Raw genomic sequence first — 14,132 nt, 5'->3', positions numbered from 1 at the left:
GCCCCATGCCGACCGCCCTGCCATCCCGACTCGATCCCGGCCGCGCCTATCCGCTCGGTGCGACCTGGGACGGTCTCGGCACCAACTTCGCGGTGTTTTCCGCGCACGCGCAGCGCATCCAGCTGTGCGTGTTCGACCCGACCGGCCGCAAGGAACTCGCACGGCTCGACCTGCCCGAGTGCACCGACGAGGTGTGGCACGGGTACCTGCCGAACGCGCATCCGGGCACCGTGTACGGCTTTCGCGCGGATGGCCCGTACCAGCCGCAGCATGGCCACCGCTTCAATTCGACCAAGCTGCTGCTCGACCCGTACGCGCGCAAGCTGGTCGGTCATTTCCGCTGGTCCGACGCGCTGTTCGGCTATCGCGTGCATTCGAACCGCGCGGACCTGTCGATGGACCGCCGCGATTCGGCGCCCGCGATGCCGAAGGCCGTGGTCGTCGACGAGGCGTTCGACTGGCGCACCGACCAGCGCCCGAACGTGCCGTGGCGCAGCACAGTGATCTACGAGGCCCACGTGCGCGGCGCGTCGATGCGCCGCGCGGGGCTGCGCGCGCCGGAACGCGGCACCTTCGCGTCGCTCGCGCATCCGGCATTCGTCGATCACCTGCTGTCGATCGGCGTGACGACCGTCGAGCTGCTGCCCGTGCACGCGTTCCTGCAGCAGCGCGCGCTCGTGAATCGCGGACTGCGCAACTACTGGGGCTACGACACGGCCGCGTTCTTCGCGCCGGAGCCGTCGTATCTGTCGACGCGGCGGCTCGACGAAATGCGTATCGCGATCCGGCAGCTGCACGCGGCCGGTATCGAGGTCGTGCTCGACGTCGTCTACAACCATACTTGCGAAGGCAACGAACTCGGCCCGACGCTGTCGTGGCGCGGCCTCGACAATGCCAGCTACTACCGGCTGCGGCCCGGCGACCCGCGTTACCACGTCGACGAGACCGGCTGCGGCAATACCTTGAACATGTCGCATCCGCGCGTCGTGCAGATGGTGATGGACTCGCTGCGCTACTGGGCCACCGCGTTCAATATCGACGGCTTCCGTTTCGATCTCGGCGTGACGCTCGGCCGCGAGGATCACGGCTTCGAGCCTGGCGCGGGGTTTTTCGACGCGTTGCGGCAGGACCCGGTGCTCGCGCAGCGCAAGCTCATCACCGAGCCGTGGGACCTCGGGCCCGGCGGCTATCAGCTCGGCCGCCACCCGCCCGGCTTCGCCGAATGGAACGACCGCTTTCGCGACACCGTGCGGCGCTTCTGGCGCGGCGACGCAGGGCAACGCCCCGAACTCGCCGCACGCCTCGCGGGCTCGGCCGACCTGTTCAATCATCAACGGCGCCATACGTGGGCATCGGTGAACTTCGTCACCGCGCACGACGGCTTCACGCTCGCCGATCTGGTTTCGTACGCGCACAAGCACAACGAGGCAAACGGCGAGGACAGCCGCGACGGTCGCGACGACAACTGCAGCGCGAACTGGGGCGTCGAAGGCGCGACCGACGACGCGTCGATCCGCGACCTGCGCGCGCGCGTCGCGCGCTCGATGCTCGCGACGCTGTTCACCGCGCTCGGCACGCCGATGATCGTCGCCGGCGACGAATTCGGTCGCACGCAGCACGGCAACAACAACGCGTATTGCCAGGATAACGAACTGTCGTGGCTCGACTGGGACCTTGCACGCAGCGACGAAGGCGTGCATATGACGCGTTTCGTGTCGCGGCTCGCCGCGCTGCGGCGCATGTATCCGGTGATGTCCGCGCCGCGCTATCCGTCGGGCGACCGCGACGGCGCGCCCGGCATGCACGAGATCGACTGGTTCGACGAGCGCGGCGGCGCGCTGAGCGTGCCCGCGTGGGAGGACGGCGAGCGTCGTGCGCTGACGATGCGGCGCGTCGGCACGGGCCGCACCGGACGCACGGAGGCGTTGCTCGTGATGCTGAACGCGTCGACGCACCCCATCACGTTCAGGCTCCCCGCGCCGGTGCTCGACTACCGCGTGCTGCTCGACACCGCGACGCCCGACGCCGGGCCGCGTTCGTGGCCCGAGGCCGGCCTCGACGTCGCCGCGCACGCCGCCGTGATCGCCGTCGCGGCCGTGCCGCCATCCCCGCCCGCGTAAGGAGCCGCCATGACGTCACGTACCGCCCATCCGCCCGTCTCACACGCGTTCGCCTCGTCGTTCGGCGCGGCCTGCATCGACGCGGCGCACACGCGGTTCCGCCTGTGGGCACCCGCGAGCCGCACGGCCACCGTCGAACTGCACGGCGAGCAGCGCATTCCGATGCCGGCCGCGGGCGACGGCTGGTTCGAGGTCGTCGCGCCGTATGGCCCCGGCACGTTGTACCGCTACCTGCTCGACGACGGTCTCGCCGTGCCCGATCCCGCGTCGCGCTTCCAGCCCGATGGCGTGCATGGCCCGAGCCAGGTCGTCGATCCGGCCGCGTACCGCTGGCTCAACGATGCGTGGCGCGGCCGGCCGTGGCACGAGACGGTGCTGTATGAACTGCACGTCGGCGCGTGCGGCGGCTATGCGAACGTCGAGCGGCGCCTGCGGGATATCGCCGCGCTCGGCGTGACCGCGATCGAACTGATGCCCGTCAACGCGTTCCCTGGCGCGCGCAATTGGGGGTACGACGGCGTGCTGCCGTTCGCGCCCGACGCGTCGTACGGACGCCCTGAGGAACTGAAGGCACTCGTCGACACCGCCCACGGGCTCGGGTTGCAGGTGTTGCTCGACGTCGTGTACAACCACTTCGGCCCCGAAGGCAACCTGCTGCCTCGCTATGCACCAGCATTTTTCCGTGCGGACCGGCAGACCGCATGGGGGCCCGCGATCGACTTCTCGCGTGCGCAGACGAGCGCGTTCTTCATCGACAATGCGCTGTACTGGCTCGACGAATTCCGTTTCGACGGCCTGCGCATCGACGCCGCGCACGCGATCGACGACGACGCGTGGCTGCGCGCGCTCGCGCGCCGCGTGCGCGCGTACGCGGGCGACGCGCGTCACGTGCATCTGGTGCTCGAGAACGAACGCAATGCGGCGAGTCTGCTCGGGCCCGGCGGCTTCGACGCGCAGTGGAACGACGACTTCCACAACAGCGCGCACGTGCTGCTGACCGGCGAGCGGGAAGGCTACTACCGCGCCTACGCCGATGCGCCGCTGCGCCATCTCGCGCGCACGCTCGGCGAAGGGTTCGCGTACCAGGGCGAGCCGTCGCCGCTGCACGGCGGAGCGCCGCGCGGCGAGCCGAGCGCGCACCTGCCGCCGACCGCGTTCGTGACGTTCCTGCAGAACCACGACCAGATCGGCAACCGCGCGTTCGGCGAACGCCTGCGCGCGCTCGCGAACGACGACGCCGTGCGCGCAGCCACCGCCCTGATGCTGCTCGCGCCGCAGATTCCGCTGCTGTTCATGGGCGAGGAAGACGGCAGCACGCAGCCGTTCCAGTTCTTCACCGACTATCGCGGCGAACTCGCCGACGCCGTGCGCGAAGGCCGGCGCCGCGAGTTCGCCGCGTTTCCCGCGTTCGCCGATCCCGCGCATCGCGACGCGATTCCCGATCCGAACGACGTCGGCACCTTCGTGCGCTCGTCGCCCGGCCATGCGGGTGAGGACGCGTGGCCCGACGCCGACGCGTGGCGGCGCTTCTATCGCAGCGCGCTGACCGTGCGCGCGGCGCTCGTGACGCCGCACCTGCCGGGCGCCCGCGCGCTCGGCGTCGAGCTGCTGGCCCGCAACGACGACGGCGCCGAGGTGGCGCTCGTCGCACGCTGGCGGCTCGGCGACGGCAGCACGCTGACGATCGCGTTCAATCCCGGCTCGCACGACGCGGTGCTGTCGGCGCTGCCGGTCGGCAAGATCGTGTTCGAAACGCCGCCGCGTGCGCGCGACCGTCTGGCCGACGAGCGGCTGCCTGCGCGCACCTGCATCGCGTGGCGCGACGGCGCGGTCAACCACGACGCGCTGAGCCACCGCTCGAACGCGCATACGCGGCCATGACGACCGACGTACCGATCGCCGAACTCGCGCGTGCGGCCGGGCTGGAGCCCGACTGGATCGATGCGGGCGGCGTCGCCCGGCGAGTCGACGACGACGCGCTCATGGCGCTCGTCGGTGCGCTCGGCTGGCCGTGCGGCACGCCGAGCGAGCGGGTCGACAGCGCGGCCGCGCTCGCCGCCGCGCACGACGCGGCGCCGCGCGTCGTGACCGGCGACGCCGGCGTGCCGCTCACGCTGCCACGCGGTGTCGCACCGCCCGGCGCACGCTTCCGGATTTCACTCGAAACGGGCGGACACATCGACGGGCGCGTGAACGGCGCGGGCGAATACGGCACGCTGCCGCCGCTCGCGCTGCCCGGCTATCACGCGCTCGACATCGGCGAGCAGCGGATCGGGCTTGCGATCGCGCCGCCGCGTACACGGCAGTTCGATGCCTGCGACGACGCGCCGGACGCGCGGCGCCGCTGGGGCATCGCGGCTCAGATTTACAGCCTGCGCCGCACGGGCGACGACGGCGCAGGCGACTACACCGCGCTCGCCGGCCTCGCCGCGCGTGCGGCGCGGCACGGCGCGCACGCGGTCGCAATCAGTCCGACGCATGCCGGGTACCCGGCGCTGCCCGAACACGACAGCCCGTATTCTCCGTCGTCGCGGCGCTGGCACAACGTCGCGTATCTCGACTGCGATGCGGTGCCGGGCGCCGATATCGTGCGGCGAATGAGCGGCGCGGCGCCTGGCATGCCGAACACAGCCGACGCGCCGCTGATCGACTGGCCGCACGTGCTGCCGCTGAAGCTGCGCCGGTTGCGCGCGTGTTTCGATGCGTGGCGCGCGAACGGCGAGCCGTCGCGCGACGCGTTCGAGCGATTCCGCGCGGCGGGCGGCACGGCACTCGACGCGCACGCGCGCTTCGACGCGCTGCAGGCGTTCTGCATCGAACACGGGATCGGCGCGGACTGGCGGCAATGGCCCGCGCAGTGGCTGACGCCGGCGTCAGCCGAGGTCGACGCCTTCGCCCATGCGCATGCCGAGACGATCGCGTTCCATACGTTCCTGCAATGGTGCGCGTCGGACGCGCTCGGCAACGCACAGCGTGCCGCGCGCGATACGGGAATGACGATCGGGCTGATCGCCGATCTCGCGGTGGGCTCCGATCGCGCGGGCAGCGATGCGTGGGCGCACGGCACGACACTGCTGCGCGGCGTGTCGGTCGGCGCGCCGCCCGACCTGTTCAATGCGGACGGCCAGGCATGGGGCGTGACGACGTGGACGCCCGCCGCGCTGCGCGCGAACGGCTTCGCGCCGTTCGTCGAGCTGCTGCGCGCGGCCTTCGCGCATGCGGGCGGGATCCGCATCGATCACGTGCTCGGCTTCGCGCGGATGTGGATCGTGCCGGAGGGCCGGTCGCCGCGCGACGGCGCGTACCTGCGCTATCCGTTCGACGATCTCGTGCGGCTCGTCGCGCTGGAAGCGGCACGGCATCGCGCGGTCGCGATCGGCGAGGATCTCGGCACGGTGCCGGAAGGTTTTCGCGAGCGGCTCGGCGCGCGGGGTATCGCGGGGATGCGCGTGCTGTGGTTCGAACGTGAAGCCGGTCGCGCGTTTCGGCCGCCGTCGGCGTGGGATCGCGACGCGATCGCGATGACGTCGACGCATGATCTGCCGACGGTGGCCGGCTGGTGGCGTGGTGTCGATCTCGAATGGCGGCGGGTCGTGGCCGGGGCGGGCCCGGATGCGGATGCCAATACCGATGCGGCCACGCATGCGGCTCACCGGAGCGACCAGGTGCGGCGAGCCGCGAGTGCACGCAATGCCGGCGACGACATCGGTCGCGCCGCGGCCGCACACGGCTCGGGCCGCGACGAACGGAACAATCCGGTCATGCGTGACGATATGCCGGCCACGGATGACAGCCACGGCGCGCCCTCCGCGCAGAACACACCGTCGCCCGCCCCGGACCTCACGGCCGCCCGGGCCGAACGCGCCACCGACCGCGCGATGCTGTGGCGCGCGTTGCAGCACGCGGGCTGCGCACCGGTGAGCGATCCGGTCCCGCCCGCCGATATGCCGCCGGTCGGCGCCGTCCTCGCGTACGTCGCGCGCAGCCCGTCGCCGCTCGCGATCGTGCCGCTCGAGGATCTGCTCGCACTGGCCGAACAGCCGAACCTGCCCGGCCCGCCATGCGGCCACCCGAACTGGCTGCGCCGGCTGCCGCGCACGGTCGACGCGCTGTTCGACGCTGACGTGCGCACACGCATCGCGGCGATCAAGCGCGCACGCCATGTACCGGAGGACGATGCATGACCCCGCGCGCGACCCTGAGATTGCAACTGCATGCGGGCTTCACGTTCGAGGACGCGGCCGCGCACGCAGACTATTTCGCGCGGCTCGGCGTGAGCCACCTGTACCTGTCGCCGATCACGACGGCCGAGCCCGGCTCGACGCACGGCTACGACACTGTCGACCATCGCACGACCCGCGCCGAACTCGGCGGCGAAGCCGGTTTCCGCCGCCTCATCGACGCGCTGCGTGCGCGCGGCCTCGGCGTGATCGTCGATATCGTGCCGAACCACATGGGTGTCGGCGGCGCGTCGAACGGCTGGTGGAACGACGTGCTCGAATGGGGACCGGCGAGCCCGTACGCACACTACTTCGACATCGACTGGCATCCGCCCGATACGGCGCTCGACGGCAAGGTGCTGCTGCCCTGCCTCGGCGCACCCTACGGCGACGCGCTCGCGGCCGGCGACATCATGCTCGGCGCCGATCCTTCAGCCGGATGCTTCTTCCTCGCCTGCCCGGGCAGGAGGTTGCCGGTCGCCGCCGCAACTTATGCGGAAATCCTGCGCATCGCCAATCGGGCGGACCTGAACGCACTCGCCGAACGTTTCGCTGGCGCGTCGGTACGTGGCAGCGCGCGCCTCGCGGATGCACACGCGGCGCTGCGCGACTACGCCGCCACCCATGGCCCGCATGCGTTCGACGCGATCCTGCGCGGCGCCGATCCGCGCCGCGCGCGCTCGCGCGCGTGCCTGCACCGGCTGCTCGAACGCCAGCATTACCGCCTCGCATGGTGGCGCACCGCCGCCGACGAACTGAACTGGCGGCGCTTCTTCGACATCGCGACGCTCGCAGCCGTGCGCGTCGAAGACGAAGCGGTGTTCGACGCGGTGCACGCACTGCCGTTGGAACTTCATGCCGCCGGCTTCATCGACGGCCTGCGCGTCGATCACGTCGACGGCCTCGCCGACCCGCGTGCGTACTGCCGGCGCCTGCATGCGCGGCTCGCCGCGCAGCGCGACGAGCGGCCGTATGTCGTCGTCGAGAAGATCCTTGCGGCGAGCGAGACGCTGCGCGAGGACTGGCGCGTCGACGGCACGACCGGTTACGACTTCATGAACGACGTCGCCGCGCTGCTGCACGACCCGGCTGGTGCCGCGCCGCTCGCCGCGCACTGGGCGGCCGTGTCGGGTTCGGCGCGCTCGTTCGCTCAGGAAGCGGTGGCCGGCAAGCGGCGCGTGCTGACACGGCAGCTTGCGGGCGAGCATGAACGCGTCGCGCGGGCGTTGCACCGCGTCGCCCGTGCCGCGCCCGCGACGCGCGACATCAGCCGGATTGCGATCCATCGGGTGCTGGGCGAGCTCGCCGTGCATCTGCCCGTGTACCGGCTCTACCCGACCCTCGGCGACGAACCGACCGGTGCCGATCGTCGCGTGCTGGCGCACGCGTACGACGCGGCGTGCGCGACGATCGATCCGTCCGACCGCTACGCGCTCGATCGCGTCGCCGGCTGGCTCGGGCTGCCCGGCACGCGCGTGCCGCGCGCGGATGCCGCGGCGCTGCACGCGGCGCGTGTCGCGTTCGCGCAGCTCACCGCGCCGCTCGCCGCGAAGGGTGTCGAGGACACGGCCAACTATCGCTACGGACGCCTGCTGTCGCGCAACGAGGTCGGCGCCGATGCCGGCGAGTTCAGCCTGTCGCGCGGCGCGTTCCATGCACGCAACCGGCGACGCGCGCGCACCGTTCCGCACACGCTCGTCGCGACGGCGACGCATGATCACAAGCGCGGCGAGGATGCGCGCGCGCGGCTTGCGGTGCTGAGCGAAGTGCCGGACCGGTGGTGCGCGGTGTCGCTCGAGTGGTCCGCGTTGAACCAGCCTTGGCGCGGCGGCGCGCATCGCGATCTTGCATGGACGCCGGGGCCTTCCGCGGAGGCGATGCTATACCAGACGCTGGTCGGCTGCTGGCCGCCGGGGCTCGCGCCCGACGATGCGGCCGGACTCGCGGCGCTCGCGGAGCGCGTGGTGCGGTGGCAGACGAAGGCGCTGCGCGAGGCGAAACAGCATTCGGACTGGCTCGCGCCGAACGCGGACTACGAGCGCGCTTGCGAGGCGTTCGTCCGCGCGATCCTGACGCCGCACGGTACGGGCGATTTCGCACATCGACTGCATGCGTTCGTCGCGCGGATCGCGCCGGCCGGCGTCGTCAACAGTCTCGCGCAGGCGGCGTTGCGGATGGCGTCGCCGGGCGTGCCCGATCTGTATCAAGGTACCGAGTCATGGGATCACTCGCTCGTCGATCCGGACAACCGGCGCGACGTGCCGTTTGCGAAGCTGGCGGCCGAACGGGTCGACGAACCGGTCGCCGCGTACCTGCGCGACTGGCCCGATGCGCGGGTGAAGCGCGCGCTCGTCGAGCGGATGCTCGCGTTGCGCACGCGCTGGCCAACGACGTTCGCGGACGGCGCGTACGTGCCGCTGCGCGTTCGCGGAAAACTCGGGCGGCACGCGGTGGCGTTCGCGCGCTGCGACGAAACGGCGACGGTCGTGGTCGCGGTGACGCGGCTCGCGTGCCGGCTGCTCGGCGAAGCGCCGGCGCTGCCGCGCGTGGAACCACGGGCATGGGGCGATACGGCCGTGGTCGTGCCGCAAGGCGCCGGCGAGCGGTGGATCGACTGGCTGAGCGACGGAAGCGAAATCGCGGCACCTGACGGCGTGATTCGGCTCGAGCGCTGTCTGGGTGCGTTGCCGGTGGCGGTGCTCGTCGCGGCACGCGTTCGGAATTGAATCGGTCCGGATGGCTGTGGATCATGCTCGCACACGCTGCCCGTCTCGATCGTGTCCCGTGAGACGACGCACTCGCCGCTCCTTCAGATCGCCCGCTGATTCACCCGCTTCGACAATTCCTCCGCGCTCTCCTTCCGCTCGCTGTACCGGTCGACCAGATACGACCCGATGTCGCGCGTCAGCAGCGTGAATTTCACCAGTTCCTCCATCACGTCGACGACGCGATCGAAATAGGCCGACCGCCTCATTCGCCCTGCTTCGTCGAATTCCATGAACGCCTTGGCCACCGACGACTGGTTCGGGATCGTCAGCATGCGCATCCAGCGCCCGAGCACGCGCATCTGGTTCACCGCGTTGAATGACTGCGAGCCGCCGCTGACCTGCATCACCGCGAGCGTCTTGCCCTGGGTCGGCCGCACGGCGCCGATCGACAGCGGAATCCAGTCGATCTGCGACTTCATGATGCCGGTCATCGCGCCGTGTCGTTCCGGCGAGCACCACACCATCCCTTCGGACCACTGCACCAGTTCGCGCAGCTCGACGACCTTCGGGTGACTCTCCGGCGCATCGTCGGGCAACGGCAGGCCGCTCGGATTGAACGTGCGCACCTCGGCGCCCATCGCCGTGAGCAGGCGCCCGGCCTCCTCGACGAGCAGGCGGCTGAACGAACGCTCGCGCAGCGAACCGTACAGCAGCAGGAAACGCGGCGGATGCGTGGACGGCGAAGCCGGCCGCAAGCGGCTTGCGTCCGGCACGCGAAAGAGTTCGGGGTCGAGTTGCGGCAGGTCGGTCAGTCGGTCGGTCATGGATGGATTCCGTGGTTGGCTCAAGCGCGCTCGTACCAGCCCTTCGACCGGTTCACGATGCGCACCACCAGCAGCATGACCGGCACCTCGATCAGCACGCCGACGACGGTCGCGAGCGCCGCGCCGGAGTGAAAACCGAACAGGCTGATCGCGGCCGCGACGGCGAGCTCGAAGAAATTGGATGCGCCGATCAGCGCGGACGGGCACGCGACATCGTGCTTCTCGCCCACCGCGCGGTTGAGCCAGTACGCGAGCGCCGCGTTGAAGAACACCTGGATCAGGATCGGCACCGCGAGCAGCGCGATCACCAGCGGCTGCTTCAGGATCGCTTCGCCCTGGAATGCGAACAGCAGCACGAGCGTCGCGAGCAGCGCGGCGATCGACCACGGGCCGATTTTCGCCATCGCGGCATCGAACGCCGCCTGGCCGCTCCGAAGCAGCCGCTTGCGCCAGAGCTGCGCGAGAATCACCGGAATCACGATGTAGAGCAGCACCGACGTGAGCAGTGTCGCCCACGGCACGGTAATCGCGGACATCCCCAGCAGCAGCCCGACCAGCGGCGCGAACGCGATCACCATGATGCTGTCGTTCAGCGCGACCTGCGACAGCGTGAACAGCGGATCGCCGCCCGTGAGCCGGCTCCACACGAACACCATCGCCGTGCACGGCGCGGCGGCCAGCAGGATCAGGCCGGCGACGTAGCTGTCGATCTGGTCCGCCGGCAGCATCGGCGCGAACAGCTGGCGGATGAACAGCCAGCCGAGGAAGGCCATCGAGAACGGCTTGACGAGCCAGTTCACGGCGAGGGTGACGCCGATCCCCCTCACGTGCCGTCGCACTTCATGCAGCGCGCCGAAATCGACCTTCACGAGCATCGGGATAATCATCACCCAGATCAGCAGCCCGACCGGCAGGTTCACTTGCGCATACTCGATGCGGCCGATGCGCTGGAACAGGCCGGGCAGCACCTGGCCGAGCGCGATGCCGGCGACGATGCACAGCGCGACCCAGACCGTCAGGTAGCGTTCGAAGAAATTGATCGCCGGCTTCGCGGCGGCGTTGCAAGGCGGGATGGTATTGGACATATTCATCGGACAGGATTCGTTGCTGGAACGACACAAGCGGCACACGGGTTCGCGCGTGCCCTCCGTGCGGACGCTCAGTTCCGCGAGATCGCGATCAACGCCGCCTGGAGCTCGGCGTCGCTCAACCGGTCGAGCGGCAACGCCAGCAGTTGCAGCATCCGGTAACCGATCGCCTCGCGCGTCAGCTCGAATGCGAGCCGCTTGCCTGCGTCGCCGCCCTCGGCATTCGACGGATCGGCGTAGCCCCAGTGCACTTTCACCGGGCTGCCGGGCCAGTACGGGCAGGCCTCGGCGGCCGCGCTGTCGCATACCGTGATGACGATGCGCATGCGCGGCGCACCGTCGCCGACGAATTCGTCCCAGCTCTTGCTGCGGTATCCGGTGACGTCGATGCCGGCGCGCGTGAGCGCGTCGAGCGCGAACGGATTGAGCCGGCCGCTCGGCGCGCTGCCGGCGCTGTAGGCGCGCACGTCGCGGCCGAGTTTCGCGGCCCAGTGATTGAGCATGCCCTCCGCGAGCACGCTGCGGGCGGAGTTGTGGGTGCAGAGGATCAGGACGTTGGTGGTCATCGGCGGGTGTGTGGACGTGTGCCTACGTTTGGTCGGAGCAGGAGGTCGAACAGGCTGAGACCGGCGCGCACGGATTGCCGCCGCAGCAGTTCTCGGTCAGGTAGCCGATCAGCCCGTTCATCGTCGCGAAGTTCGCGCAATAGAACACGAAGCGGCCTTCCTGGCGGCTCGTGACGAGCTGCGCATGGGCCAGTTCCTTCAGATGAAACGACAGCGACGACGGCGGCACGTCGAGCAGCGTCGCGATTTGCCCCGCAGGCAGGCCCGACGGGCCGGCCTGCACGAGCGCGCGGAATACGGCGAGGCGCGACTCGTGCGCGAGGGCCGACAGGGCGGCGATGGTCTGGTTCGTTTCCATTGTTCGATATTACTCGAAATATGGAAACGAAGGAATCAGTGCTACTCGGCCCCGACTCTTTCCACGGCGACGATTCGATCCAGCTTGCGCTCGTCGCTTGCTATCGCCCGGAGCGACTGGCGGGCCAGCAACAAGCACTCAAGGTCACGATCACTCTTCCGGCGGCATCGCGCCGCTGTCATCTTCCCAATGCGGCTCGGCGGTCTTGTGACCGCCGCTCGTCGCCACCGGCCCGTTCCCGCCGCCGCGTTCGGCCTGCCGGGCAGCGTTACCGGCGTTACGTGACGTCGCCGCGCGCACGCGTGCCCGCGTGCGGGTCGGCGCCACGGTCCGCTGTTCATCGCCGCCGCGCTCGTCGGTCGATGGCGCATCGTTCGTCTTTCGCACATTCGAGGCTGCGTTCATGTGTCCACTCCTGAGTCATCGAAAGCATCCATCGCCCCGATGCAGCAATTTCGATGCCGCGCACCGGGCAAGCGCATTGCTGCCTGCGTTCGTATCGCAATGCTTGCCGGAGATGACCATGCCGACCGATCCCAGCACGTCGCCCGCCACGCGCCATCGCCTCGGCGAATGGATGACCGGAGAGGAGTCGCACATGGCCGCGTACCGCGAAAAAATCGCGAACGACGCACGCGCGCATGCCGGCGAACAGCTGCGCACACCGGCCGTGCAGGAACTCGCGCGGCTGTTCGACGACGACGCCGTGCTGCGCATGTGCCTCACCCGCGCGATCGACGAGGCACGCGAAGCGGGCCGCACGCTCGGCTACGCATCGATCGACGAACTGATGATGGTGATCGATCACCTGATGACCTACACGCCGCCATTCAGCGAAACGAGCCTGATCGTGTGCCCGCTGAACGCGTTCCTCGACTGGCCGATGTGCATGCCGTCGGGCCACGCGGTGTTTCGCGACGCGGCGGTCAACGCGCATCTGAAGCGCGTGCTGAACGTGTGGTGCGACTTCCTCGGCGGCCCGCATTCGCGCGCGCATCTCGACACGTCGCCGCCCGACGGCTGGTTCTGCGACGAGGCGCGCAAACGCCTCGGCCTGTCGCAGTTCCAGTATCGCGAGGACCAGCCGCACTGGGGCTTCGACTCGTGGAACGACTTCTTCACGCGACGCTTTCGCGCGGGTGCGCGGCCGGTCTCGGCACCGGACGATGCGCACGTGATCGTCAGCGCATGCGAGGCCGCGCCGTATCAAACCGCATCGAACGTGAAGATCCGCGACAGGTTCTGGATCAAGGGCCAGCCATATTCGCTGCGCGACATCTTCACGCCCGCGCGACTGCCGCTCGCCGAACGGTTCGCCGGCGGCGATCTGTATCAGGCATATCTGAGCGCGTACAACTATCATCGCTGGCACGCACCGGTACGCGGCACCGTCACGCATGCGTACCGGGTCGACGGCACCTACTACTCGGTCGCCGAAGCGGAGGGCCCGGACCCGGCCGGGCTCAACGACTCGCAGGGATACATGACGGCCGTCGCCGCACGCGCGATCGTCGCGATCGACTGCGACGATCCCGGGATCGGGACCGTCGCGGCCGTGTTCGTCGGAATGGGTGATGTCTCGTCCTGCATCGTCGAAGTCGTGCCGGGGCAGCGCGTCGAGAAGGGCGACGAGATCGGCTATTTCCAGTGCGGCGGCTCGACCTGCTGCCTGCTGTTCGAGACCGGCGTGATCGACCGCTTCCAGTTCGCGCCGCCGTTCGACGGCGATACCCCGGTCGTGCAGGTCAACGCGCCGGTCGCGATCGCACGCTGAACCGCGCGCCGGCCCCGCGCGCGAGCATCATGCGTCGCGTGTCACGCGTCGTGATTGCCGGCGTCGCGGCCGTCATCCCGCTGCACGCACCGGACGACCGTCAACCCGTCGGCGGTCAGCGCAGGGCGGCTCGTGCCGGACGCGTCCGGACGCATCACGATCAACTGTCGTTCCACCAGCGCGACGATGTCGTCGCGGTCGGTCTGGATCTGTTCCGGTGCGCGATGCACCAGGAACAGCGCGGCAAATTCATGGGCGGTCAGCATGCTTGTTTCCCCGTTGACGGCTTCGCACGATGCAGCGGCGGCATCGCGGCGACGCACGGCGCGAAACGTGCGCCGGTGACGGGAGAAGCATGCAGGGAGCGTGCCAGATCGCGGGACGCGGCTGCCCCGCTCGCGGCCGGCGCGGGGCGCGATGTGTCACCACGAACCGCGTGACGGCTGCTGCAAAGTTTTCAACGGCGTGTAAGCG

The 14,132-nt window shown here is 69.9% G+C and carries 11 protein-coding genes; 5 read left to right on the top strand and 6 right to left on the bottom strand.

All coding sequences use genetic code 11. The annotated features are described in order from the left end of the window. The first annotated feature begins 5 nt into the window (after nucleotides 1-5). The 4 genes from glgX to treY are packed head-to-tail and all read left to right on the top strand — an operon-like array spanning nucleotide 6 to nucleotide 9,066. On the top strand, nucleotides 6-2,120 hold the full coding sequence (gene glgX / locus WS66_RS29855) for a glycogen debranching protein GlgX (RefSeq protein WP_059602441.1): 2,115 nt from the start codon (nucleotides 6-8) through the stop codon (nucleotides 2,118-2,120). A 9-nt stretch (nucleotides 2,121-2,129) separates the two neighbouring features. Beyond that, nucleotides 2,130-4,001, top strand: coding sequence for a malto-oligosyltrehalose trehalohydrolase (gene treZ, locus WS66_RS29850; RefSeq protein ID WP_059602437.1), 1,872 nt, complete (start codon nucleotides 2,130-2,132; stop codon nucleotides 3,999-4,001). Next, nucleotides 3,998-6,304: a 4-alpha-glucanotransferase gene (malQ, locus tag WS66_RS29845; protein WP_059602434.1), complete on the top strand. Its 2,307-nt coding sequence runs from the start codon at nucleotides 3,998-4,000 to the stop codon at nucleotides 6,302-6,304. Before treZ ends, malQ begins: the two co-directional genes overlap by 4 nt. Beyond that, nucleotides 6,301-9,066: a malto-oligosyltrehalose synthase gene (treY, locus tag WS66_RS29840; protein ID WP_059602432.1), complete on the top strand. Its 2,766-nt coding sequence runs from the start codon at nucleotides 6,301-6,303 to the stop codon at nucleotides 9,064-9,066. The genes malQ and treY overlap by 4 nt, the downstream gene beginning before the upstream one ends. Nucleotides 9,067-9,149: 83 nt before the next feature. Here treY and arsH read toward each other — a convergent pair whose 3' ends face one another. From arsH to WS66_RS29815, 5 genes are all read right to left on the bottom strand, one after another. After that, nucleotides 9,150-9,872, bottom strand: coding sequence for an arsenical resistance protein ArsH (gene arsH, locus WS66_RS29835; protein ID WP_059602429.1), 723 nt, complete (start codon nucleotides 9,870-9,872; stop codon nucleotides 9,150-9,152). A 20-nt stretch (nucleotides 9,873-9,892) separates the two neighbouring features. After that, on the bottom strand, nucleotides 9,893-10,963 hold the full coding sequence (gene arsB / locus WS66_RS29830) for an ACR3 family arsenite efflux transporter (RefSeq protein ID WP_059602425.1): 1,071 nt from the start codon (nucleotides 10,961-10,963) through the stop codon (nucleotides 9,893-9,895). Nucleotides 10,964-11,031: 68 nt separating this feature from the next. Next, entirely contained in the window at nucleotides 11,032-11,526 is a 495-nt protein-coding gene (locus WS66_RS29825; protein WP_059602423.1) for an arsenate reductase ArsC, read from the bottom strand. 22 nt (nucleotides 11,527-11,548) lie between these two features. Next, nucleotides 11,549-11,884 carry an ArsR/SmtB family transcription factor gene (locus WS66_RS29820; RefSeq protein WP_059602419.1) on the bottom strand — a complete coding sequence of 112 codons (336 nt, stop codon included), beginning with the start codon at nucleotides 11,882-11,884 and terminating at the stop codon, nucleotides 11,549-11,551. 150 nt (nucleotides 11,885-12,034) lie between these two features. Then, the gene (locus WS66_RS29815; protein ID WP_059602416.1) at nucleotides 12,035-12,289 is read right to left on the bottom strand and encodes a hypothetical protein; all 255 of its coding nucleotides are present in this window, start codon (nucleotides 12,287-12,289) and stop codon (nucleotides 12,035-12,037) included. A gap of 118 nt (nucleotides 12,290-12,407) precedes the next feature. Here WS66_RS29815 and WS66_RS29810 point away from each other — a divergent pair, with 118 nt between their 5' ends. Then, nucleotides 12,408-13,658, top strand: coding sequence for a phosphatidylserine decarboxylase family protein (locus WS66_RS29810; protein ID WP_059602880.1), 1,251 nt, complete (start codon nucleotides 12,408-12,410; stop codon nucleotides 13,656-13,658). Between the two features lie 41 nt (nucleotides 13,659-13,699). Here WS66_RS29810 and WS66_RS29805 read toward each other — a convergent pair whose 3' ends face one another. Next, on the bottom strand, nucleotides 13,700-13,924 hold the full coding sequence (locus tag WS66_RS29805) for a hypothetical protein (RefSeq protein ID WP_059602877.1): 225 nt from the start codon (nucleotides 13,922-13,924) through the stop codon (nucleotides 13,700-13,702). Nucleotides 13,925-14,132 lie beyond the last annotated feature (208 nt).

The sequence above is a fragment of the Burkholderia sp. LA-2-3-30-S1-D2 genome (genome assembly GCF_001523915.2).
Lineage (GTDB): Bacteria > Pseudomonadota > Gammaproteobacteria > Burkholderiales > Burkholderiaceae > Burkholderia > Burkholderia diffusa.
The sequence above is the reverse complement of the archived record's forward strand: the minus strand, read 5'-3'. Positions and strand labels throughout refer to the sequence as shown.

Excerpts from the sequence above, each read along its gene's own strand:
- glgX (WP_059602441.1), top strand. The coding sequence starts at position 6 with ATGCCGACCGCCCTGCCATCCCGACTCGATCCCGGCCGCGCCTATCCG.
- treZ (WP_059602437.1), top strand. The coding sequence starts at position 2,130 with ATGACGTCACGTACCGCCCATCCGCCCGTCTCACACGCGTTCGCCTCG.
- malQ (WP_059602434.1), top strand. The coding sequence starts at position 3,998 with ATGACGACCGACGTACCGATCGCCGAACTCGCGCGTGCGGCCGGGCTG.
- treY (WP_059602432.1), top strand. The coding sequence starts at position 6,301 with ATGACCCCGCGCGCGACCCTGAGATTGCAACTGCATGCGGGCTTCACG.
- arsH (WP_059602429.1), bottom strand. The coding sequence starts at position 9,872 with ATGACCGACCGACTGACCGACCTGCCGCAACTCGACCCCGAACTCTTT.
- arsB (WP_059602425.1), bottom strand. The coding sequence starts at position 10,963 with ATGAATATGTCCAATACCATCCCGCCTTGCAACGCCGCCGCGAAGCCG.
- WS66_RS29825 (WP_059602423.1), bottom strand. The coding sequence starts at position 11,526 with ATGACCACCAACGTCCTGATCCTCTGCACCCACAACTCCGCCCGCAGC.
- WS66_RS29820 (WP_059602419.1), bottom strand. The coding sequence starts at position 11,884 with ATGGAAACGAACCAGACCATCGCCGCCCTGTCGGCCCTCGCGCACGAG.
- WS66_RS29815 (WP_059602416.1), bottom strand. The coding sequence starts at position 12,289 with ATGAACGCAGCCTCGAATGTGCGAAAGACGAACGATGCGCCATCGACC.
- WS66_RS29810 (WP_059602880.1), top strand. The coding sequence starts at position 12,408 with ATGCCGACCGATCCCAGCACGTCGCCCGCCACGCGCCATCGCCTCGGC.
- WS66_RS29805 (WP_059602877.1), bottom strand. The coding sequence starts at position 13,924 with ATGCTGACCGCCCATGAATTTGCCGCGCTGTTCCTGGTGCATCGCGCA.